This window comes from Humitalea sp. 24SJ18S-53, assembly GCF_050632385.1.
Lineage (GTDB): Bacteria > Pseudomonadota > Alphaproteobacteria > Acetobacterales > Acetobacteraceae > Humitalea.
Genome location: NZ_CP192599.1, coordinates 4,550,501 through 4,572,052 on the forward strand (window position 1 = coordinate 4,550,501; position 21,552 = coordinate 4,572,052).

Annotated in this window: 19 protein-coding genes; 7 read left to right on the forward strand and 12 right to left on the reverse strand. The window is 69.9% G+C overall.

Annotated elements, in window-relative coordinates:
* Positions 1 to 151: 151 nt before the first annotated feature.
* The 6 genes from ppdK to ACQW02_RS21875 all read right to left on the reverse strand — a co-directional run bounded on the left by ppdK (position 152) and on the right by ACQW02_RS21875 (position 7,493).
* The gene (gene ppdK, locus ACQW02_RS21850) at positions 152 to 2,827 is read right to left on the reverse strand and encodes a pyruvate, phosphate dikinase (protein ID WP_431282020.1); all 2,676 of its coding nucleotides are present in this window, start codon (positions 2,825 to 2,827) and stop codon (positions 152 to 154) included.
* 5 nt (positions 2,828 to 2,832) lie between these two features.
* Positions 2,833 to 5,058: a glycine--tRNA ligase subunit beta gene (glyS, locus tag ACQW02_RS21855; protein WP_431282021.1), complete on the reverse strand. Its 2,226-nt coding sequence runs from the start codon at positions 5,056 to 5,058 to the stop codon at positions 2,833 to 2,835.
* The gene (locus ACQW02_RS21860; RefSeq protein ID WP_431282022.1) at positions 5,058 to 5,447 is read right to left on the reverse strand and encodes a type II toxin-antitoxin system VapC family toxin; all 390 of its coding nucleotides are present in this window, start codon (positions 5,445 to 5,447) and stop codon (positions 5,058 to 5,060) included. The genes glyS and ACQW02_RS21860 overlap by 1 nt, the downstream gene beginning before the upstream one ends.
* Positions 5,444 to 5,692 carry a type II toxin-antitoxin system VapB family antitoxin gene (locus ACQW02_RS21865; RefSeq protein WP_431282023.1) on the reverse strand — a complete coding sequence of 83 codons (249 nt, stop codon included), beginning with the start codon at positions 5,690 to 5,692 and terminating at the stop codon, positions 5,444 to 5,446. The genes ACQW02_RS21860 and ACQW02_RS21865 overlap by 4 nt, the downstream gene beginning before the upstream one ends.
* A 39-nt stretch (positions 5,693 to 5,731) precedes the next feature.
* Positions 5,732 to 6,595, reverse strand: coding sequence for a glycine--tRNA ligase subunit alpha (locus ACQW02_RS21870; protein ID WP_431282024.1), 864 nt, complete (start codon positions 6,593 to 6,595; stop codon positions 5,732 to 5,734).
* Between the two features lie 70 nt (positions 6,596 to 6,665).
* The gene (locus tag ACQW02_RS21875) at positions 6,666 to 7,493 is read right to left on the reverse strand and encodes a S49 family peptidase (protein WP_431282025.1); all 828 of its coding nucleotides are present in this window, start codon (positions 7,491 to 7,493) and stop codon (positions 6,666 to 6,668) included.
* A gap of 54 nt (positions 7,494 to 7,547) precedes the next feature.
* Here ACQW02_RS21875 and ACQW02_RS21880 point away from each other — a divergent pair, with 54 nt between their 5' ends.
* Genes ACQW02_RS21880 through ACQW02_RS21890 form a run of 3 tightly spaced genes read left to right on the forward strand, consistent with a single transcriptional unit; the run spans position 7,548 to position 9,759 of the window.
* Entirely contained in the window at positions 7,548 to 7,916 is a 369-nt protein-coding gene (locus tag ACQW02_RS21880) for a hypothetical protein (RefSeq protein WP_431282026.1), read from the forward strand.
* 26 nt (positions 7,917 to 7,942) lie between these two features.
* A complete protein-coding gene (locus tag ACQW02_RS21885) occupies positions 7,943 to 9,139 on the forward strand; it encodes an FAD-dependent oxidoreductase (RefSeq protein ID WP_431282027.1) in 1,197 nt (398 codons plus the stop codon).
* Positions 9,136 to 9,759: an isochorismatase family protein gene (locus ACQW02_RS21890; protein WP_431282028.1), complete on the forward strand. Its 624-nt coding sequence runs from the start codon at positions 9,136 to 9,138 to the stop codon at positions 9,757 to 9,759. Before ACQW02_RS21885 ends, ACQW02_RS21890 begins: the two co-directional genes overlap by 4 nt.
* Here ACQW02_RS21890 and ACQW02_RS21895 read toward each other — a convergent pair whose 3' ends face one another.
* On the reverse strand, positions 9,760 to 10,743 hold the full coding sequence (locus tag ACQW02_RS21895) for a Bug family tripartite tricarboxylate transporter substrate binding protein (protein WP_431282029.1): 984 nt from the start codon (positions 10,741 to 10,743) through the stop codon (positions 9,760 to 9,762). It lies immediately after the preceding gene.
* A 171-nt stretch (positions 10,744 to 10,914) separates the two neighbouring features.
* On the opposite strand from ACQW02_RS21895, the gene ACQW02_RS21900 reads away from it, so the two are divergent.
* A complete protein-coding gene (locus ACQW02_RS21900) occupies positions 10,915 to 11,661 on the forward strand; it encodes a maleate cis-trans isomerase family protein (protein ID WP_431282030.1) in 747 nt (248 codons plus the stop codon).
* On the opposite strand, the gene ACQW02_RS21905 is transcribed toward ACQW02_RS21900, so the two are convergent.
* The 3 genes from ACQW02_RS21905 to ACQW02_RS21915 form a co-directional block, all read right to left on the reverse strand.
* Positions 11,615 to 13,216: a glycoside hydrolase gene (locus tag ACQW02_RS21905; RefSeq protein ID WP_431282031.1), complete on the reverse strand. Its 1,602-nt coding sequence runs from the start codon at positions 13,214 to 13,216 to the stop codon at positions 11,615 to 11,617. The genes ACQW02_RS21900 and ACQW02_RS21905 overlap by 47 nt on opposite strands.
* A gap of 230 nt (positions 13,217 to 13,446) precedes the next feature.
* Complete coding sequence (locus ACQW02_RS21910) at positions 13,447 to 14,616, reverse strand: pyridoxal phosphate-dependent aminotransferase (RefSeq protein ID WP_431282032.1); 1,170 nt, start codon at positions 14,614 to 14,616, stop codon at positions 13,447 to 13,449.
* Positions 14,617 to 14,628: 12 nt separating this feature from the next.
* Positions 14,629 to 16,101: a gamma-glutamyltransferase gene (locus ACQW02_RS21915; protein WP_431282033.1), complete on the reverse strand. Its 1,473-nt coding sequence runs from the start codon at positions 16,099 to 16,101 to the stop codon at positions 14,629 to 14,631.
* Between ACQW02_RS21915 and ACQW02_RS21920 the strand changes: the two genes are divergently transcribed.
* Together ACQW02_RS21920 and ACQW02_RS21925 are read left to right on the forward strand one after the other, a co-directional pair.
* Positions 16,100 to 16,489 (forward strand): hypothetical protein, encoded by a 390-nt coding sequence (locus ACQW02_RS21920; protein WP_431282034.1) that lies wholly within the window; start codon positions 16,100 to 16,102, stop codon positions 16,487 to 16,489. The genes ACQW02_RS21915 and ACQW02_RS21920 overlap by 2 nt on opposite strands.
* Positions 16,486 to 17,241: a DsbA family protein gene (locus ACQW02_RS21925; protein ID WP_431282035.1), complete on the forward strand. Its 756-nt coding sequence runs from the start codon at positions 16,486 to 16,488 to the stop codon at positions 17,239 to 17,241. The genes ACQW02_RS21920 and ACQW02_RS21925 overlap by 4 nt, the downstream gene beginning before the upstream one ends.
* Positions 17,242 to 17,257: 16 nt before the next feature.
* Here ACQW02_RS21925 and ACQW02_RS21930 read toward each other — a convergent pair whose 3' ends face one another.
* Positions 17,258 to 18,235, reverse strand: a complete 978-nt coding sequence (locus ACQW02_RS21930; RefSeq protein ID WP_431282036.1) for a Bug family tripartite tricarboxylate transporter substrate binding protein — start codon at positions 18,233 to 18,235, stop codon at positions 17,258 to 17,260.
* A 12-nt stretch (positions 18,236 to 18,247) separates the two neighbouring features.
* Positions 18,248 to 19,003, reverse strand: a complete 756-nt coding sequence (locus ACQW02_RS21935) for an SDR family oxidoreductase (RefSeq protein ID WP_431282037.1) — start codon at positions 19,001 to 19,003, stop codon at positions 18,248 to 18,250.
* 168 nt (positions 19,004 to 19,171) lie between these two features.
* Here ACQW02_RS21935 and ACQW02_RS21940 point away from each other — a divergent pair, with 168 nt between their 5' ends.
* Positions 19,172 to 21,550, forward strand: a complete 2,379-nt coding sequence (locus ACQW02_RS21940; RefSeq protein ID WP_431282038.1) for a heavy metal translocating P-type ATPase — start codon at positions 19,172 to 19,174, stop codon at positions 21,548 to 21,550.
* Positions 21,551 to 21,552 lie beyond the last annotated feature (2 nt).

Below are 21,552 nucleotides of genomic sequence, written 5' to 3' on the forward strand. Positions count from 1 at the left end.
AAAACGGCCACGGCATGGCCAAGGTCATCGGGGCCGCCAGATCACGTGACCACGGCGACGGCCGCTGCGACCAGTGCCATTTCGTGGCCGGTCGATGTTTTCCATGCCACGCCGCCAGGGGCGCGGGGGCGCCAGGCGCGCCCCCTTCCCGCTACGCCGTGCGGTCGATCCCAAACACGGCCAGGGCCGCCTGCGCCGCCGCCAGCCGCGCGACCGGCACGCGGTAGGGCGAGCAGGACACGTAATCCAGCCCGATCGACTCACAGAACTGGATGCTGGCCGGATCGCCGCCATGCTCGCCGCAGATCCCCAGCTTCAGGTCGGGTTTCACGGACCGCCCCTTCTCCGCCGCGATGGCGATCAGCGCGCCAACGCCCTCGACGTCGATGGACACGAATGGGTCCTTCGGCAGGATGTCGTGGTCGACGTAGTAGGGCAGGAACTTGCCGGCATCGTCGCGCGACAGGCCGAACACCGTCTGGGTCAGGTCGTTCGTGCCGAAGGAGAAGAAGTCAGCGGCATCGGCGATCTTATCCGCCGTCAGCGCCGCGCGCGGCAGTTCGATCATGGTGCCGACCATGTAGTCGACCCGCGACCCCGCCTCGGCAAAGACCTCTTCGGCGATCTGGATGACCTGGGCGCGGGTGATGTCGAGTTCGCGCTTGATGCCGACCAGCGGGATCATGATCTCGGGCACCACCGGCTTGCCGGTTTCCTTGGCGACGATGATCGCGGCCTCAAAGATCGCGCGCGACTGCATCGCGTAGATCTCGGGGTAGGTGATGCCGAGGCGGCAGCCGCGGTGGCCGAGCATCGGGTTGGCTTCCGCCAGGTCGGCGGCGCGGCGCTGCATGGTGGCGAGGTCGGCCCCCAGGCTGACGGCGACCTCCGCCATCTCCTCGTCCTTATGCGGCAGGAATTCATGCAGCGGCGGGTCGAGCAGGCGGATGGTGACGGGCAGCCCCGCCATGATGCGGAAGAGTTCGGCGAAATCCTCGCGCTGGAACGGCAGCAGCTTGGACAGCGCATCGCGGCGCCCGCCCTCGGTCTCGCTCATGATCATCTGGCGCACCGCGCCGATGCGGGCGGGGTCGAAGAACATGTGTTCGGTGCGGCACAAGCCGATGCCCTCGGCGCCGAAGCGGCGGGCGGTATCGGCGTCGAGAGGGGTTTCCGCGTTGGCGCGCACCTTCAGGCGGCGCACGCCGTCGGCCCAGCTCATCAGGGTCGCGAAGTCGCCCGAGAGTTGCGGTTCGATCATCGCGACATGCCCGATGAAGATCTCGCCGGTGGCGCCATCCAGGGTGATGGTCTCACCACCGCGGATGATGTGGCCGCCGGCCGCCAGGGCCTGGGCATGGTAGTCGACCTGCACGCCGCCGGCGCCGGCGACGCAGGGCCGGCCCATGCCGCGTGCGACCACGGCCGCGTGGCTGGTCATGCCGCCGCGCGTGGTCAGGATGCCGCGTGCGGCGTGCATCCCGTGGATATCCTCGGGGCTGGTTTCGATGCGGACCAGGATGACCGCCTCGCCCTTGGCGGCACGGGTCTCCGCCTCATCCGAATTGAACACGACGACGCCGGAGGCAGCGCCGGGGCTGGCGGGCAGGCCCTTGGAGAGCAGCTTGCGCGGGGCCTTGGGGTCCAAGGTCGGGTGCAGCAACTGGTCCAGCGCGCCCGGGTTCACGCGGCGCACGGCCTCGGTGCGGTCGATCAGGCCTTCCTCGGCCATGTCGACCGCGATCTTCAGGCTGGCCGCGGCGGTGCGCTTTCCGTTGCGGGTCTGCAGCATGTAGAGCTTGTTCTGCTGGACGGTGAATTCGATGTCCTGCATGTCGGTGTAGTGCTTCTCAAGCTTTTCGCGCACCGCGACGAGCTCGGCGTAGGCCTTCGGCATGGCGATTTCCATGCTGACCTCGTTGGGCTTGGCCTTGAGCTGGGCCATCGGCTGCGGCGTGCGGATGCCGGCGACGACATCCTCGCCCTGCGCATTGATCAGGTATTCGCCGTAGAAGATGTTCTCGCCGGTGCTGGGGTCGCGGGTGAAGCAGACGCCCGTCGCGCAATCCTCGCCCATGTTGCCAAAGACCATGGCCTGCACGTTGACGGCCGTGCCCCAGGTCGCGGGGATATCGTTCAGGCGGCGGTAGGTATTGGCGCGCGGGTTCATCCATGACCCGAAGACGGCGCCGATCGCGCCCCAAAGCTGTTCATGCGGTGCCTGCGGGAACGGACGCCCCGTCTCCTCGGCGACCATTTCCTTGTAGCCATGGACCACGCGGTGCCAGTCCTGCGCGGAAAGCTGCGTGTCCTCGATAGCGCCGGTGTCCAGCTTCACCGATTCGATGATCTCCTCGAACCGATGGTGGTCCACGTTCAGCACGACCGAGCCATACATCTGGATGAAGCGGCGATAGCTGTCCCAGGCAAAGCGCGCATCGCCCGAGGCGGCCGCCAGGCCTTCCACCGTCGCATCGTTCAGGCCAAGGTTCAGCACCGTGTCCATCATGCCCGGCATCGACACGCGGGCGCCGGAGCGGACGGAGACGAGCAGCGGCTTGTGATTGTCGCCAAACACCATGCCGGTGGCGTCTTCGATGCGCTTCAGCCCGGCTTCGACCTGGGCTTCCAACTCGGCCGGGTATGTCCGGCCGTTTTCGTAATAGGCCGTGCAGACCTCGGTCGTGATGGTGAAGCCGGGGGGCACGGGCAGGCCGATGCCCGCCATTTCGGCCAGGTTCGCACCCTTGCCGCCGAGCAGGTTGCGCATCCCGGTGCCGCCCTCGTTCAGGCTGGCGCCGAAGGAATAGACCCATTGGTGGCTCATGGCGGTTATCCTTCGATCTTTGACAGGTCGGCGACGCGGTTCACGGCATCGACGAATTTTTGCAGCAAGCGGAGCCGGTTCGCGCGGATGGCGCGATCGGGGTCGTTGATCATGGCGGCAGCGAAGAATTCGTTGATCTTTGGGCTGAGTCGCATCAGCCAGGTGCAGGCGGCGTGGAAATCCTCCTGCGCCAGATCGGCGCCCCCGGTGGCCAGCCCCGATGCCAATTCGCTTTCGGCCGGCAGGCCCAGCAACGCTTGATCGACCGGGTCGGCGAAACCGGCACCGTCTTTCTTGGATTCGATGCGCAGGATATTCGCGGCGCGGCGATAGGCGGCCAGCAGGTCGGCGCCATCGGCGTGTTCCAGCATTTCGCGCACCGCATCGGCGCGGGCGAGCAGGCGCACCAGGTCATCCTCGCCGCCGGCACCAAAAGCCGCGGCGACGATGTCGTGGCGTTCGCCCTCGACCCGCAATTGCACGCGCAGGCGTTCGCCGATGAACTGCAACAATCCCTGGGCAAAGGCCGCCACCATCGGCGGATGCGCGGCATTGGCGGGGGCCGACCAGCCGGTCGCCATGACCTCGGTCGCCACCGCCATGCCGAATTCGGGCGAGGCCGTCGCGCCGACCGCCTGGGGGAAGCCGAAGAAGGCTTCGCCGATCGCGTCGGACAGGCCAAGCCGCAGCGCATTCTCGCGGATGATGCGGATGACGCCGAGGGCCGCGCGGCGCAACGCATAGGGATCGCCGCTGCCGGTCGGGCGTTCGTCCAGGGCGAAGAACCCGGCCAGTTGGTCCAGCTTGTCGGCCAGGGCCACCGCGACGCTGACCGGGGCGGCGGGCACCAGGTCACCGGGGCCGGCGGGGCGATAGTGTTCGCCAATGGCCGCGGCGACCTCGGGCGCCTCGCCATCATGCTGGGCGTAGTAGCGCCCCATGATGCCCTGCAATTCCGGGAATTCGCCGACCATGCCGGTCGCGAGATCGGCCTTGGCCAGGCGGGCAGCCCGACCCGCCTGCACGGGATCGGCGCCGAGGCGCGGGGCCAGCCAGGTCGCCAATTTCTCCAGCCGCGCCACACGCTGGCCCTGCGTGCCGAGTTTCTGGTGGAACACCACGCTGTCGAGCTTCGGCAGCCAGGCTTCGAGCCTCTGCTTGCGGTCCTGGTCCCAGAAAAAACGTGCATCCGACAGGCGCGCGCGCAGCACGCGCTCATTGCCCGCGATGATCGCCGCCCCGCCATCCGATGCCGCGATATTCGCAACCAGCGCGAAACGCGGAGCCGCCCGGCCATCGGGATGGCGCAGCGACACGTATTTCTGATTAGCGCGCATGGTCGTGCGCATCGCCTCGGGCGGCAGGTCCATGAAGGCGTCGTCGATGCGCGCCAGCAGCGGCACGGGCCATTCCACCAGCCCGGCGATTTCCGCCATCAGGGCTTCGTCGGGCACCACCTCAAGCCCTTCGGCCTCGGCCAGGGCCGTGATGCCGTCGCGCAGGAAGCGCAGTCGTTCGCCGCCATCCGCGACCACGTGCCGCGCCCGCAGCCCGGCTTCCCACTCGGCGGCATTCGTCACGGCGAAGGCGCCGGGGGACATCAGACGATGCCCCTCGGTCAGGTCGCCCGACGCCAGCCCGTGCCCGTCATCATCGCCATGCCGCAGGCCGAAGGGCACCACCGCGCCATCGAACAGGCACAGGATGCGCTTCAGCGGCCGCACCCAGGTGAAGGCGGATGTGCCGCCCCAGCGCATGGATTTCGGCCAGGGAAAGCGGCGCAGGATGGCCGGGATCACCTCGGCCAGCACATCGGCGGTGGCGCGGCCCGGGCGGTCCAGCCGCGCCAGGACGAAAACGCCTTTGCCGGTGTCGCTCAGCGCGATGGAAACGCCCTCGGCCGCAAAGGTCCCACCCGTCGCCAGCAAAGCCGCGGCTTCGGCCGCGGCCTCCGGCGCAAGGCGTGCCTTGCCGCGACAAAACGCCTCGATGGCGGCGATCGGGGCGCCCTGCCGGGGGCCGCGTTCCTCTCGCGTTTCAGCGGCGGTGGCGGAAGGCAGCACGCAAGACAGCGCGATACGGCGCGGGCCGTGGAACACGCGCGGCGCGCTCGGCACCAGCCCGGCCGGCGCCAAGGCATCGGCCAAGAACCGAAGCAGGTCGTCGGCCGCCCGCGCCTGCATCCGCGCCGGGATCTCCTCCGAAAACAATTCGAGCAGCAGTTCAGGCACTAGATCGCCACCTTCACATCGGTCCGGGCAAAATCATCGCCCTTGAACAGCAAGGGCTCGCCCCGCGCCTTGGCCAGCGCATAGGCGAAGCAGTCGCCGAGGTTAAGCCCGGCCGGGTGGCGCCCTTTGCCGAAGCGGCGCCAGCCGTCGATCGCCAACCCGGCGTGTTCGGCGGTGAAGGGTACCACCTCGGGGTCGATGGTCGCCATCAGGGCTTCGAGCTTCTCGCGCATCCCCGGGCTTGCACGGCCTTCCGTCACCATGGTGGCCTCGACAAGCGTTGGCGCCGCCATCGCCAGGCGATCCGCGCCAGCGATGGTCGCGGCCAATCCATCGGCCTCCGGCTCATCGAAAAGGATGGCGATTAGTACGGAGCTGTCGAGGATCATTTCGGCAGGCCGTTTTCGTCATACATGTCCGAATGATCGCTGGTCACACCCGGCGGCACCAGCTTCCCGGCGGCGCGCCCGATCTCCAGGATCGCCTGCACCCGTGCCTCCCGCGCCGCGGCATCCTGTGCCAGGGCAGCGGCCACCGCCTCCCGCAAGGCGGCGGTGATGCTGGTGCCGCGGCGCTCGGCCAGCCGGCGCGCATCGGCGATCAACGCCTCGTCCTTGATATTGAGTTGCCCCATGGCGTCCTCGCGGTAGAACCAACCTATCTTATTCTACCATCACGCCGGCGTACCCGCCACCCAGGCATCGCAACACGCCTTCGCCAGCGTGCGCACGCGGCCGATGTAGGCGGCGCGTTCGGTGACGCTGATCGCGCCGCGCGCATCCAGCAGGTTGAAGCGATGCGACGCCTTGATGCACTGGTCATAGGCCGGCAGCGCCAGTTTTTGGTCCAGCAACGCCGTGCATTCCGCCTCGGCATCGGCAAAATGGCGGAACAACATCGCCACGTCCGCGGCCTCGAAATTATGCGCGGAGAACTCCTGCTCCGCCCGCAGGAACACGTCGCCGTAGGTCACGCCCTGGCCGTTGTAGTCGAGGTCGTAGACGTTCTCGACCCCCTGCACATACATCGCCAGCCGTTCGAGCCCATAGGTCAGTTCGGCGCTCGGCAGGTCCACGGCCAGGCCGCCGACCTGCTGGAAGTAGGTGAATTGCGTCACCTCCATCCCATCGCACCAGACCTCCCAGCCCAGGCCCCAGGCGCCCAGGGTCGGGCTTTCCCAGTCATCCTCGACAAAGCGGATGTCGTGCAGCAGCGGGTCGATGCCGAGCGCGCGGTAGCTGTCCAGCAGCAGCGCCTGCGGATCGGCCGGGCTCGGCTTCAGGATGACCTGGTATTGGTAATAATGCTGCAGCCGGTTGGGGTTCTCGCCATAGCGGCCATCGGCTGGGCGGCGGCTTGGCTGCACATAGGCGGCGCGCCAGGGTTTTGGCCCCAACGCGCGCAGGGTCGTCGCCGGGTGGAAGGTGCCCGCCCCCATTTCCATGTCGTAGGGCTGCAGGATCACGCAGCCCTGGGCCGCCCAGAAGGCGGACAGGCGCAGGATGATCTCTTGAAAAGATGGAGGTTTTCCGGTCATCTCGCGCAATTCGGGTCTCTGGTCGGCCGCAACATAGGCGCGGCCCCGAAGTGCCGGCAAGGAAGGGGTGTTACAACCCGATCCTGGACCAGGCCGCGCGGTGTTCCGCGGCGGTGAAAGCGGCCTCCACCGCCTCCGTCGCCATGCCCGTCCCGCCCAGCAAGCGCCAGGGCAGGCTGCGCCGGGGCTGGCCGATCGGGACCAGCCTGGCCTTGTCGCCAAAGCGGCGTTTTGCCTCGCCATGCAGGGTGCCGAAGCCATCGGCCAGGCCCAGCGCCACCGCCTCCCGCCCGGTCCAGAAGCGGCCGGTGAATAGGGCGTCTTCCTCGGCCTTGAGCTTGCCGGCGCGGCGGCCGCGGACCCAGGTCTTGAATTCTTCGTGCAGGGTGGCGAGCAATTCCTCCAGCCGTGCCTGCTGCGCCGGGGTCGCGGCCCGAAAGGGATCCATCAGGGATTTTTCCGTGCCCGCCGTGGTCACGCGCCGTTCCACCCCGATCCGGGCGATGGCATCGGCAAACCCGAAGCCGGCCGAGATCACGCCGATGGAACCGAGGATGCTGGTCGGGTCCACGATGATCTCATCCGCCGCACAGGCCAGCCAATAGCCGCCGGAGGCCGCCGCATCCTCCACCACCGCGACGACTGGCACCGCCTTCTCCTCCGCCATGGCGCGGATGCGGGCGGCGATCAGGCTGGATTGCGCGGCCGACCCGCCGGGCGAATTCACCGCCAGCATCACCCCCGCCAGACGCGGCAGCTTGAAGGCGCGCTCGATGACCGGGTTCAGCCGTTGTGCCGACAAGGTCGGCGCACCGAAACCCCCCGGCTGCGGCGCGATGACGCCGTCCAGCCGGATGACGGCGACATTGGGACGGCGGCGCAGAAAGGGGATATCCATGCGTCATAGATGCGCGCCATCAAGCCGCCATCAACCCACGGCATGGGTTGCGACATGAAACGATACGATGCGGCCGGCGTTTTGGTTGTGGTGGCGGCCTATGGGCTGATGGCGCTCTATCGCGCGCTGGGTGTCGAACCCGCGGCGTTTTCCGCCTGCGCGCAGCAGCCACGGATGCTGGCCTGCGAACCGCGCGCGGTGTTGCTGTGGTTGCAGCACTGGCAGGTCTTTGGCGGCGCGGCGCTGGTGCTCGGGCTTTGGGCGCTGCGCGGTGCGCCCTTTCCCGTACGTGTTGCCGCCGTCGCCATGGGGGCCGTCGCGGTGGTCAACTTCAACATGACCTGGGGCGTGGCCGGCGCTGCATTGGGCGCATGGGTTTGGCTGTCTGAGGGGTCTTCCCCCGCGCCGATTCGTGCCATGTAGGCCCCGTTTGGCAGTCAGGAGTTCGCATGCAGGAAGATCGCGTCATCATCGTCGGCGCCGGCCCGGTCGGGCTGGTCGCGGCGGCATCCCTCGCCGCCGAGGGCATTCCCGTCGCGATCGCCGAAGCCGAACGCGACCTGCCGGATGGCTTGCGCGCCAGCACCTTCCACCCGCCGACGCTCGACATGCTGGAACGTTTCGGCGTGGTCCCGGCCATGGTGGAACAGGGGCTGATCTGCCCCACCTGGCAGTTCCGCGACCGCAAGGATGGCCCCATCGCCACCTTCGACCACGCGATGATCGCCGGCGACACCCGCCACCCCTTCCGCCTGCAATGCGAACAATGGCGCCTGACGCGCATGCTGCGCGACGTGCTGGCGACGAACCCGGCCGTCGAATTCATCTATGACGCCCGTGGGGCGGAGGTCGCGCAGGACGCGACGGGCGTGACCCTGACGATCGAACGCCCCGATGGCAGCCTGGACAGCCTTCGCGGCCGCTACCTGATCGGCGCCGATGGGGCACGCAGTGCCGTGCGCAAGAGCCTCGACATCGGCTTCGAGGGCCAGACGATCCCGGAACTCTACCTGACCCTGTCCACGCCCTTCGCCTATCACGACGCGATCCCGGACCTGACCAACATCGCCTATATCAGCGACCCCGACGAATGGTTCGTTCTGCTGCGGACCGCGAGCCTGTGGCGCCTGCTGCTGCCGACCGATGCGAATGAACCGGAAGACGTCATGCTGTCCGAAGCCCGGATCGAGGCGCGGATGCAGCAGGTCCTGCCGAACGCGGCGCCCTACACGATCCGCCACAAGACGGCCTATCGCGTGCACGAACGTGTGGCCGACAGCTACATCGCCGGCCGCGCCTTCCTGGCGGGCGATGCGGCGCATGTGAACAATCCGCTCGGCGGCATGGGCATGAACGGCGGCATCCATGATGCGCTGAACCTGACCGAGAAACTGGCCGCGGTCTGGAAGGGTGCGCCGATCGAAAGCATGGGGCGCTACGAACGCCAGCGCCAGAAGGTGGCGAAGGAAGTCGTGCAGCAGCAGGCGTTGCGCAACCGCAGCATCCTGAACCAGAAGGACCCGGAGGCGCGCAAAGCCTTTTTGGACGATCTGCGCGCCACGGTGGCCGACCCGGTTCGCCACCGCGCCTACCTGCTGCGCACCAGCATGATCCAAAGCCTGCGGGACCTGGAGGCGGTGGCATGAGCAACGAGAGCGACGCCGAGATCTATGCCCGCCAGGGCATGGGAAACCGGTCCGGCATCGGCAAGACGCCGGCGCTGGTCATCGTGGATTATGTCGAGGGCTTTGCCGACCCCGCGCATTTCGGCGGCGGCAACATCGGGCCGGCCATCGCGGAAACCGTGCGGCTGCTGGCCTTTGCCCGCAGCCATGGCTGGCCCATCGCGCATACCCGCGTGGTCTATGCCGATGACGGCAGCGATGCGGGCGTCTTCACGCTGAAGGCGCCGTCGCTGCTGAAGCTGACCGAAACGGCGGCGCTGTCGCAGATCGTGCCGGAACTGACGCCCGTGCCGGGTGAGTTGATCGTCCGCAAGCGCGGCGCCTCGGGCTTCTTCAACACGCCCCTGGCCGGTTGGCTGACCTTCCGCCACGTCGATACCGTCGTCGTCGCGGGCTGCACGACCTCCGGCTGCGTGCGGGCGACGGTGGTGGACGCGATGCAGCATGACTTCCGCTGCATCGTCGCGACGGATTGCGTCGGCGACCGCGCGATCGGACCGCATGACGCGAACCTGTTCGACATGGGCCAGAAATACGCCGACCTGATGACCAGGGCGGAGGTCGAAGCCGCCGCCGCCTGATCAGTCCACGCTGGCCCCGGTCGCGACCACCACCGGGCGCCAGCGGGCGGTTTCCGCCGCCATGAAGGCGGCGAAGGCGGCGCGGCTGGCCGAAGGCTGCGGCACGCTGCCACCGGCGATGATCCGCGCCGCGATCTCGGGCTCCCGCAACACGGCAGTGGTTTCCTGGAACAGCCGCTCCAGGATCGGCTCCGGCGTCCCGGCCGGGGCGAGCACGCCGAACCAGCCGGTGGACACGATATCCACCCCGGCCTCACGCAGGGTCGGGACCTCCGGGAAAGCCGGCGCGCGTTCCATGCCGGTGACCGCCAACGGGCGCATGCGACCGGCCTTGGCCAGTTCCGTCACTGCGCTGACCGACTGGAACAGCACCTGCACGCGGTTCTCGATCAGGTCCGTGTTCATCTGCCCCCCGTTCGTATAGGGGATGTGCTGCATCTCGATCCCTGTCGCCTGGGAGAACTGGGCCCCCGCCAGGTGCTGCGACGACCCCGCGCCGACCGAGCCGAAATTGATCTGCCCCGGCCGGGTGCGGGCATAGGCGATGAAATCCGCCACCGTCTGTATCGGCAGGGACGCCGGCACGACCATCAGGTTCGGCACCAGCGCCATCAGCGTCACGGGGGCGAAATCGCGCACCGGATCGAAGGGCATGTTCTTGTAGAGGGTGATGTTCACCGCATGGCTCGCGATGCTCGCGAGGCCAATGGTGTAGCCATCGGCGGGGGAGCGGGCGAGCACCGTCATGCCGATGTTGGTTCCGGCACCGGCCCGGTTCTCGATCACGATCGGTTGGCCGATGCGGGCGCCAACCCGCTCCATCACGATGCGCGCGATCACGTCGCCGGCGCCGCCCGCCGGTCCCGGCACGATGAAGCGCGGCGACCGCGCGGGCCAGGCCTCCTGGGCCGAGGCGACGCCGGGGGCCAGCGGCAGCAGGGCTGCCCCGAACAGGCTGCGGCGGTTCGTCGGGATGTTGAACATCGGGGCTGGCTCTCCATCGGCGGGCAAGGGCACCGCGACATTGCCTGGTTGTTATCGCCGCATCGCGCCCGGCCACAAGCACCACCGGGGCAAAAATGGGCTGGGCGGTGGTTCCTCCTGCCGCGGTCTGTGGCAACCTGCGCCCCGGCAACGCGCAGAGAGGCGAATACGATGTCTGATGTCCTTGGTTGGCGGCGCAAGTTCGGCGTCCTCGGCCCCTCCACCAATACCGTCGTTCAGCCGGATTTCGACATGATGCGGCCGATCGGCGTCACGGCCCACTACAGCCGCATCTACACGCCGAATGCGAGTGCGATCAGCAACGAAACCTTCCGCGCCGGCGCCGAAGTCATTGCCGGCAATACGCTGGATGCCGTGCGCAGCGTCATGACCTGCAAGCCCGACTACCTGGTGATGGGCATGAGCGCGGTCACCTTCTTCGATGGCGCCGTCGGCGCGGATCGCTTCATCAAGAGCGTCGAGGATGAAAGCGGCGTGAAGATCAGCGTCGGCTCCCACGCCTGCGCCGCGGCGCTGAAGGCCTATGGCGGGGTGAAGCGCCTGGCGGTCGTCTCGCCCTACTGGCCCAGCATGAACACCGAGGTCGCGCGCTATTTCGGTGACATGGGCTATGAGGTCGTGCGCGACCGCGCCCTGCAATGCCTGTCCTGGACCGCCATCGCCGAAGTCACCCCGGCCACGATGCGTGAAGTCCTGCACGACCTGGATGGCGATGATATCGATGCCATCGTCCAGGTCGGCACCAACCTGTCCATGGTCCGCTTCGCGGCCGCCGCGGAAATGTGGCTGGGCAAGCCGGTGATCGCGATCAACACCGCGACCTGGTGGCACGCGCTGCGCGCCAATGGCATCACCGACCAGATGGAAGGTTTTGGCCGGCTTCTGGCGGAGTTTTGACCCCCTGCCGCATCCGCGCCAGTGCGGGTGCGGCCAGCACCACGGCGCAGAGCGTCCAGAGCATCGCCTCGCGATTCACCGGATGCTCGGTCAGCGCCCAGGCCAGGGCCGTCAGTAGCAAGCCGCCCCCGGCCAGCAACTCGGCCCGCCCGCCGCCGTCGCGCGGCAAATCCCCGATCAGCCAACGCGCCAGCACGACCACCACCGGCACGGCAAAGGTCGCGAGCGGCGGGTCGCGGTAGCGCGGGTCGATCAGCAGCAGCACCTGCAACACCAGCGCGGTGCCGAGAAACAAGAAGGCCACGTCATCCAACCCCAGGTCGCGCCAGCGGCCGCGGAACAAGGTCAAGGTATCGGCGGCATTGCGCGGCGGCGGCACCACGGCCCCCGCCAGGACTAACCCCGCCCGCCGCAGCATCAGCCAGGCAAGCCCGCCCTGGGCCGCGAGGTTCACCGCCACGGCCAGTTGCAGGTGTTCATCGAAGGCGTAGGGCACCCCGCCGCACCAGGCGAAGGCCAGCGCGTTGCCCAGGGCGAAACTCAACGCCACCATCCGCGCATCGCGCGCGCCGCGCCAGAAAGCCAGCGACAGCAACATCGCCGCCCCGGCGTAGAACCCCCAGGCGGGATTTTCCGACACGCCACCGGTCAGCGGAAATTTCGGCGCGCGGTCGGCCGTCCATAGCCCCCAGGCGGCGCCGACGGTGCCTTCCAGCTTGTATTTCCAGCCCTGATCGAAGGCCTCGATGATGTTGTAATCAAGGTTTTCCGCCGCGGCCAAGGCGGCGAAACGGCGCAGGAACAGCGCCTGGTTGACCCGGGATGGCGCCGCATCCTCCCGCCAGCGGCCGCGCGATGGCCAGCCGACCTCACCGATCGCGATCGGCTTGTCGGGGAACAGCCGGCGCATGTCGCGGACCACCTGGGCGACATGGGCGATGGCGGTGTCGATATTGGTCGGGTCGTCTTCCCAATAGGGCAGGATGTGGATGGTCACGATGTCGACATGTGCGGCGAGGCTGGGGTTCCGTTCCCAGAATTCCCACACATCGGCATAGGTCACGGGCTGGCGCACTGCGGCGCGCACCCGGTCCAGCGCCTGCGCCAGGGCCGTTACCGGAAGGTCCCGGCGCAACAAAACCTCGTTGCCGACGACGACGCGCTCGATGGTCTCCGGGTGGCGGTTGGCGCTGGCGATCAGCCCCGCGACCTCGATCTCGTTGCGCGCCGGGTCGCGGCCGAGCCAGGCGCCCTGCCAGACGCGCAAGCCGTGGCGGGCGGCGATCTCGGCGGTGTCGTAAGGGGCCTCGGCATTGGCATAGGTGCGGATGGCGCGGACGCGGGGGGCGACCAGGCGCATATCCGCATCGACCTCGGCCGCGGTCGGGAAGCGTTCACGCAGCGGCGACTGGCCATCGCGGAAGGGCGCGAAGGAGACGCTGTTGAAGCGTTCCGTCGGCATCGGCACATCGGCGCCCTGCGGCCGGTTCGGCCACCACCACAGGCCAAGCGTCAGCAGCAGGCAGGCAAGGATCGCGGCGCGGGGGGGCTTCATCACGAAGCCTATAGGCAGGGTGGTTTGCGGCCGAAGCGCGGCGACGCGAAGAATTTTTCGATGCGCCGGAAACCGCCCGTCAATCTCCGCGTTTCATCATCATCGCATACCCCGTGGTGGCCCTCTCCCCCCAAACCGCGGTCGGCAGCAACCACGGGGCACTCCTCTCCCCAAGGCCGACCCGGCACCTCCCCCATCGTCCCGAAAGGGGCGGTGGGGCTTTCTTGTTCTCAGCGGTGCAGCCAGCGCGCCAGGCGCGTGGGGGCTTCCGCCATGTCAGCCTCCGGCCCGCAGTAGGAAAACCGCACGAAGCGTGACCCGCGTTCGCGGTCGAAATCGACCCCCGGCGTCGCCGCGATCCCAGCCTCATCCAGCATGCGCGCACAGAAGGCGACGCTGTCATTGGTCAGGTGCCCGACATCGGCCCAGAGGTAGAAAGCCCCATCGGCGGGCGCCAGCCGCTCGAACCCGGCGCGCGGCATCGCCTCCAGCAGGGCGGCACGGCTGCGGGCATAGCGGGCGCGGTTCGCCTCGCATTCCTCGATGCAGTCGAAGGCGGCTTCGGCGGCGACCTGGGCGATATGCGGGGCGCTGATGAACATGTTCTGGGCCAGGCATTCGACCGGGCGGACGAGGTCTTCCGGCAAGACCAGCCAGCCGATGCGCCAGCCGGTCATGGAAAAATACTTGCTGAAGGAATTCACCACGATGGCCGAGGGCGAATACGCCGCCGCCGTCGCCTCCGGCGTCCGGCCCCAGGCCAGCCCGTGGTAGATTTCATCCGACACCAGCCGCACGCCATTGGCGTGGCACCAGCGGGCGATGGCGGCCAATTCGTCGGGCGGCAGCATGGTGCCGGCCGGGTTGCAGGGGCTGGCGACGATCAGCCCTGCCGGGCGCGGGTCCAGCGCCTCCAGCATCGCCAGCGTCGGCTGGAAATTCGTCGCGGCATCGGCCGGCAGCAATTGCGGCTCCATGCCCAGGGCCACCAGGATATTGGCATAGGGCGGGTAGAAGGGGGCCGCCATGGCCACCCGGTCGCCCCGGTCGAAACCGGCCAGGAAGGCCAGCGGAAAGGCGCCCGAGGCCCCGACCGTCACCGCGATCCGGCCCGGATCGGCGGGATGGCCGTATTTTGCCGTATAATGCCCGGCAATGCGGGCGCGCAGCGAATGGTTCCCGAAGGCTTCGGTGTAGCCCATCGGCGCGCCGGCCTGCAGCGCGCGGATCGCGGCCTCGGCCGCGCCGCGCGGGGCGCCGGTGCCGGGCTGGCCGACCTCCATGCGGATCACACCGGGCGCTCCGGGGGGCAAGGCGGCCGCCCGGGCATTCGCCGCCGCGATGACATCCATGACCAGGAACGGCGGGGCCATCGCGCCCCGGCCGATTTTCAGCGCCACGACGCGCCCGCCCTATTCAAGCGTGCCGAGCGCCACGCCAAAGCCGCGCGGATCGCTCGCCGCCCGGCAGGTTTCCGGCGCGCCCGGCAGATACCTGCTGCAGCCGGCCAGGCTGGCACGGCCCGGATCGGACACGCCATTCGCCACGGCATCGGGCACGCTGACGCCACGCAGCGCCTCCCGCAGCGGGCCGGCCACCGCCAGCGGTGCGGCGAACTGCCCCGAACCCGCCGCCGCCGCGCGGAACGCCCGCAAGGTGCTGCTGGTGACGATGGCGGCCGGCAAGAGCGGCGGCTCGATGCTGCCGATGCCCGGCGCGGCGCCGAACAGGAAGCCCAGCCCCTGCGCCACCCGCCCGGTGCCGAACAGGTTGTTCAGGCTGAAGGCACAGGCGACGGCGCCCCCCTCACGGTCCATCACGACCAGTGAGGTCGAGGCCGGCAGTGACGGAAACGCGCCATCCCCGGCCGGGGTGCTGGCCAGGATCGCGGCCGGATCGCCGCCGCCGATGCGCAGGGCGCGGGCGGCGCGCAGGCCGGTCTCGGCCGCCGCCTGCGGCGTGGCGCCGCCTTGCAGCGCGCGGAAGGTCGCCGCGGCCGCCAGCCCGCCATCGGTCGGCAGCCAGTGGATGCGGTCGCCCGAGGCAATGCCCGGCGTGTCCAGCGACGGCACGATACGGGGCAGCCCCGCCCGCATCTCGGCCGCGGTCAGCCCGGCGCCGGCGACGGGGGAGACATCCTCGATCCGTCGCGCCAGCCCGCCCTGGTACATGTCGCCAACCCCGGCGGTCCGCAGCGCGGCCAGGGTGGAGGCGAGATCGGGCTGCTGCATCCTGGCGCCCTCGGCCAGGGGCCGCCCGTCCGGCGTGCCAAAGGACTGGCGCGACCAGGGGTCGGCGACCAGCGGGGTGCCGGCGACGGCCAGGTCGGCGGCCAGGGCGCGCGACACCTCCGTCCCGAAGCGGGCGGATTGCTCGGCCGGCGCGATCAATTGTTCGAAAGGCAGCCGCCCGCCGCGCACATGCACGGCGAACAGCCCGCGCGCATACATCGGGATGGCCGCGGGCCGGTCGGCGCCGGGGGCCACGTCGGTGCGGGCGCCGGCGGGGAAGATCACGGCCTCCGCCTCTCGCCGGCGCTGGTCATAGACCAGGCAGGCACCGCCGCCGCCAAGCCCGGCGCGGGATGGCAAGGTGACGGCCAGGGTGAAGGACGCGGCCACCGCCGCATCCTGCGCGCTGCCGCCGGCCGACAGGATTTCGCGCGCGACCACGGCCGCCCGTGGCTCATCCGTCACGACCTGGCCCAGGAAGCCGCGCACGAAGCCCGCCTGGCCCTGCGTCGGGCCGGTGGAACCGCCGAGGCCCAGCACCGAATTGACGCCGGAGGACACGCTGCTGCACCCCGCCAGCAGCCCCACGGCCGTCACGCCGGCCATTAGCCGCAACCCTGGCCGCCGCGCCTCGCGGGGGGGTGTCGCCGCCATGAAACGGCTGGCTGCCTGTGTGTCCGCCCTGGTCGTCATGCTGGCGATGTTCCCCCATGCGGCAGCGGGCCAGAGCACGCCGCGCATCGTCATGATCCGGGACGCGGAAACGGAGAACCTGCCCCGCGCCTACGCCGATCCGCTGTTCCGTGCCGCGGGCGTTTCGCCCTGCGCGGCGCGGATCACGCTGATTCAGGACAGCGCGATAAACGCCTTCGTCGTAACCGGCAACCGCATGTTCATCCCCACCGGGCCGATCCAGCCGGCGGAGGGGGCCATGGACCCCCTTCGCGCGGCGGCGCAGGCAGACCTGCGCAACCCCGTCAGCCGCGCTAACATGGTCCTCCACCACGCCACCCGGCGCCAACAAGGATTGCCCCGCCGATGACCAGTACCGTCCTCGCCCGCCGCGGCCTGCTCGGCGCCGCATTGGCCCTGCCGGTGACCTTGCCCGCCTGGGCCCAGGCGCTGACCGACGCCCAACGGGCCGAAGTGGTCGACATCCTGCGCCGGGCGCTGCGCGAAGACCCCTCGATCCTGCGCGACGCCATGGCGGCGATCCAGGCGGCCGAGGCGGCCCAGGCCGAAACCCGCCAGCGCGACGCCATCATCGCCAGCGCCGAGGCGCTGTTCCGCGACAGCGCCGACCCGATCAAGGGCAATGCCACCGGCGATGTCACCATCGTCGAGTTCTTCGACGCCCGCTGCGGCTACTGCAAGCAACTGCACCCGGCCATGGAGGCGCTTTTGGCGCGCGACCGGAACGTCCGCGTCGTGATGAAGGACCTGCCGATCCTCGGCCCGGGCAGCGTGCAGGCCAGCCGGGCGCTGCTGGCCGCCCATCGCCAGGGGCGCTACCCGGCGTTCTACGATGCGCTGATGCGCGTCAATGGCGAACCGACCGAGGCGGTGATGCGCGGCCAGGCGGAGCGGGTCGGCCTGGACTGGGCCCGCCTGCGGCGGGACATGGACGACCCGGCCATCCAGCGGCGCCTGGACGTGAACCTGGCGCTGGCGCGGCAACTCGGGATCGAGGGCACGCCGGCGCTGGTCTTCTCCGGCGCCCATATGCTGGTGCCGGGGGCGGTGGACGCGCCGGCGCTGGAGCGGATGGTCGCCCAGGTCCGCGCCATCCGCTAAATCAGGGGGCGCTGATTCAATCGGCGCGCATCCCGGTCAGGCGGATCACCTCCGCCCAGCGGGCAACCTCGGCGCGGATGAAGGTGCCGAGCGCCTCCGGCGTGCCGGGGGCGGATTCGGCGCCCTCGGCGGCCAGGCGGGCCTGGACGTCCGGATCGTTCATCGCGCGATGCACCTCCGCGTTCAGCCGGGCGATGATCGGCGCGGGGACGCCGGCCGTGGTGACCAGGCAATACCATTGCGTCGTCTCGAATCCCGGCACGCCCTGTTCGGCGATGGTCGGGATTTCGGGATAGGCCTGCATCCTCTGCGCCGAGGAGACGCCGAGCGCCCGTAGCCGCCCGTCACGCACCAGCGGCATCACCGCGGTGCCCCCGCTCATGGTGAAGCTGATGGTGCCCGCGACCAGGTCGTTGGCCATCGGGCCGGTGCCGCGATAGGGCACATGGGTGAACTCCACCCCGGCCGCATGCGCCAGGGCCGCGCCAGCGATATGCGCCGCACTGCCATTGCCGGCGGAGCCATAGGTCAGTTCACCGGGCCGGCGTTTCGCCAGCGCCAGCAATTCCTGCAGGTTCTGCGCCGGCACAGCCGGGTGCACCGCCAGGACATTGGGCACCAGCGCCAGCATCGAAATCGGCGCGAAGCCACCCACCGGATCGAAGGACAGGCGCGGATAGAGCGTCGGGTTCACGCCGAGCGTGCCGATATGGCCCAGCATCAGCGTATATCCGTCGGGCGGGGCGCGGGCGACGATTTCCATGCCCACCGTGCCACCGGCACCGCCACGGTTCTCCACCACGACCGAAACGCCAAGCGAGGTCGTCAACCTGGGTGCCAGGACCCGCGCCACGATGTCGGTCGTGCCGCCCGGGGCGAAGGGCACGATCAGCCGGATCGGGCGATCGGGCCAGGCGGCCTGCGCATGCGCCGCAAAAGGGGCGGCAAGGGCCGCGGCCAGGAATGGTCGGCGTGTGAGGCGTGGTTTTTCCATCTTGTCCTCCTGCTAAAACGCGAACCGGCTCATGCCGCCATCGACGGGGATGACCGTGCCGGTCACATAAGCCGCGCGGTCCGAGGCGAGGAAGACGCAGACATCGGCGATCTCCGCGGCATCGCCGAAGCGGCGGGCGGGGATTTCCGCGTCGGCGAATTCCTGTTCGGCCTCGGGCGTCGGGTAGCGCTTGCTGATCTGCTCGCTGCGGATGCGGCCGGGCTGCAGGCAGTTGATCGTGACGCCATCGGCCGCGATGTCGCGCGACAGGCCCTTGGCCCAGATGTGGACGGCGGCCTTGGCGGCGAAGGCGGCGTTGATGATGCGGGGTTCGGAGGTGCCGGTGAAATTCACGATCCGGCCCCAGCCGCGCGCGCGCATGCCCGGCACCACGGCATGGGTCAGTTCGCGCAGGCGATGAAAATTCACCTCCATGCCTTCGTCCCATTCGGCGCGCGAGGCATCGAATTGCAGCGGGCGGCTGCCGCCGGCGGCATTGACCAGGATATCGACCGCCCCCAGCGCCCGCGCTGCGGCATCCGCCAGGCGCTGGGCCGAATCCGCCTCGGTCAGGTCGATCGCCAGGGGGATGATCTCGGCCCCGCCCGCCGCCGCGACCTCGGCGGCCAGCGCCTGCACCAGCTCGGTCCGGCGTGCGGCGGCGGCGACGCGGACACCTTCCATGGCCAGGGCGCGTGCGACCGCACGGCCGATGCCCTGGCTGCCGCCGGTGACCAGGGCGCAGCGTGCACCGATGTTCAGATCCATTGGATGTGTTTCTCCCGTCTTCGGGCATCCTCGGGGCGCGGCGGCCGGCGGGCAAGGTGCGCCCTTGACCGGTGGCGTCGCCGTGCTGCCCTGCCCTGCGTCCGGGACAGGGGTTTTGACGCGGTGCGACCCCATCTGACGCCGTGACGTGAAGCACAGGATGACGCCATGCCCGACAGCGCGACTTCGCTGCCCTCGCTCGACATCGGCATCGCCGGCATGACCTGCACGGCCTGCGCCGGGCGGGTGGAGCGCCGCGTGCGGGCGTTGCCTGGCGTGACCGGGGCTTCGGTCAACCTGGCGTCAGAGCGGCTACGCGTGACCGGGGCAGTCGCGGCGGGCGACGTGGCGGAGGCTATCCGGGCGGCGGGCTATGACGCCGTCACCGAAACCCTGTCGCTGCGCATCATCGGCATGACCTGCGCATCCTGCACCGCGCGCGTCGAAAAAGCGTTGCGCGGCGTGGCGGGCGTGCTGGACGCGACGGTGAACCTGGCCGCCGAGACGGCGCGGGTGACCGCGACCGCCCCGGCCGATGTGGCCACGCTGATCGCGGCGGTGCGGCGGGCCGGGTATGACGCGGCGCCGGTCGAGACCAGCACGCGGCCGGACGACATGGCCCGCGACCATGCCGAACGGCTGCGCGTGGTCGCGGCCCTGGTGCTGGCGGCCCCGTTGGTGCTGCCGATGCTGCTGATGCCCTTTGGCGTTCACCTCATGCCGCCCGCCTGGTTGCAACTGGCACTGGCGGCGCCCGTGCAACTTTGGCTGGGCGCGCGGTTCTACCGGGCCGGGTATGCGGCGCTGCGGGCCGGGACCGGCAACATGGATCTGCTGGTGGCGCTCGGCACCTCGGCGGCGTTCGGGCTCAGCCTGTGGAACATGACCCAAGGCCAGGGTGGCGCATTGTATTTCGAGGCTTCGGCCGTCGTCATCGCCCTGGTTCTGCTGGGCAAGCACATGGAGGCGATCGCCCGCCGCCGCACCGGCGATGCGATCCGCGCCCTGGCCGCCCTGCGCCCCGATACCGCCCGCGTGCGCCGCGATGGGGTGGAGGCCGACACCCCGCTGGCGCTGGTGACCATCGGCGACCTGGTCGTGGTGCGCCCCGGCGAATCCATCGCCGTCGACGGCGTCGTGGAAGAAGGCCAGAGCCAGGTCGATGAAGCCCTGCTGACCGGCGAGGGCCTGCCCGTCGCCAAGGCGCCCGGTGCCAGCGTCGCCGCCGGCGGCGTGAACGGCGACGGGCTGCTGCTGATCCGCACCACCGCCGTCGGCGCCGGCACCATGCTGGCCCAGATCATCCGCCTGGTGGAGGACGCCCAGGCCGGCCGCGCCCCGGTGCAGCGCCTGGTGGACCAGGTCAGCGCCATCTTTGTGCCGGTGGTCGTGGGGCTGGCGGCGATCACCGCGATCGCCTGGCTGATCGCCGGCGGCGGGGCGGATGCCGCCGTGCTACATGCCGTGGCGGTGCTGGTCATCGCCTGCCCCTGCGCGCTGGGCCTGGCGACGCCGGCCGCGATGATGGCCGGCACCGGGGTCGCGGCACGACATGGCATCCTGATCCGCGACGCGGCGACCCTGGAACGGGCCAAGGCGGTCACCACCGTCGTCTTCGACAAGACCGGAACCTTGACCGAAGGCCACCCAGCCGTGGTCGCCATCGAACCGGCCGGCATCGACGCCGACGACCTGCTGCGCCTGGCCGCCGCGGTCCAGGCCGGCAGCTTGCACCCGCTGGCCCGCGCCGTGACGATCGAGGCGGGGCGCCGCGACCTGGCCATCGCTGCCGCCACCGAATCCCGCGCTCTGCCGGGCCAGGGGGTCGAGGCGGTGGTCGAGGGACGGCGCCTGGTCCTGGGCAATACCGGGTTTCTGGCCGCGCATGGGCTCGCGCCCGGGGTCCTGGACGCGGCCGCGGCGCGGCTTGGCGCGGAGGGGCGCAGCCTGGCCTTCCTGGCCGAGACCTCGCCCGAGCCGCGCGTGCTTGGGCTGCTGGCCTTCGGCGATGCCGCCCGCGCCGGGGCGGCGGTCGCCGTCGCGGCCTTGCGCCGTGATGGCGTGCGGACCGTGCTGCTGTCGGGCGACACGCCCGCGAGTGCGGCCGCCATGGCCGCGTCGCTGGGGCTGGACGAGGCCGAGGGCGGGTTGCTGCCCGGCCAGAAATCCGCGCGGATCGCGGCGATGCGCGACGCGGGCGCGGTGGTCGCCATGGTCGGCGACGGGATCAACGACGCCCCCGCCCTGGCGGCGGCAGATATCGGCATCGCCATGGGGTCCGGCACGGACGTGGCGCTGCATACCGCCGGCATCACGCTGATGCGCAGCGATCCGATGATGGTCTCGGCGGCGCTGGACATCGCCCGCCGCACCGCCGGCAAGATCAGGCAGGGCCTGTTCTGGGCCTTTGCCTACAACGTGCTTGGCCTGCCGCTGGCGGCCTTCGGGCTGTTGAGCCCGGTGGTCGCAGGGGCGGCGATGGCGGCCAGTTCGGTCAGCGTGGTGCTGAATGCGCTGGCGTTGCGGCGATGGACGCCGCGGCGCTGATC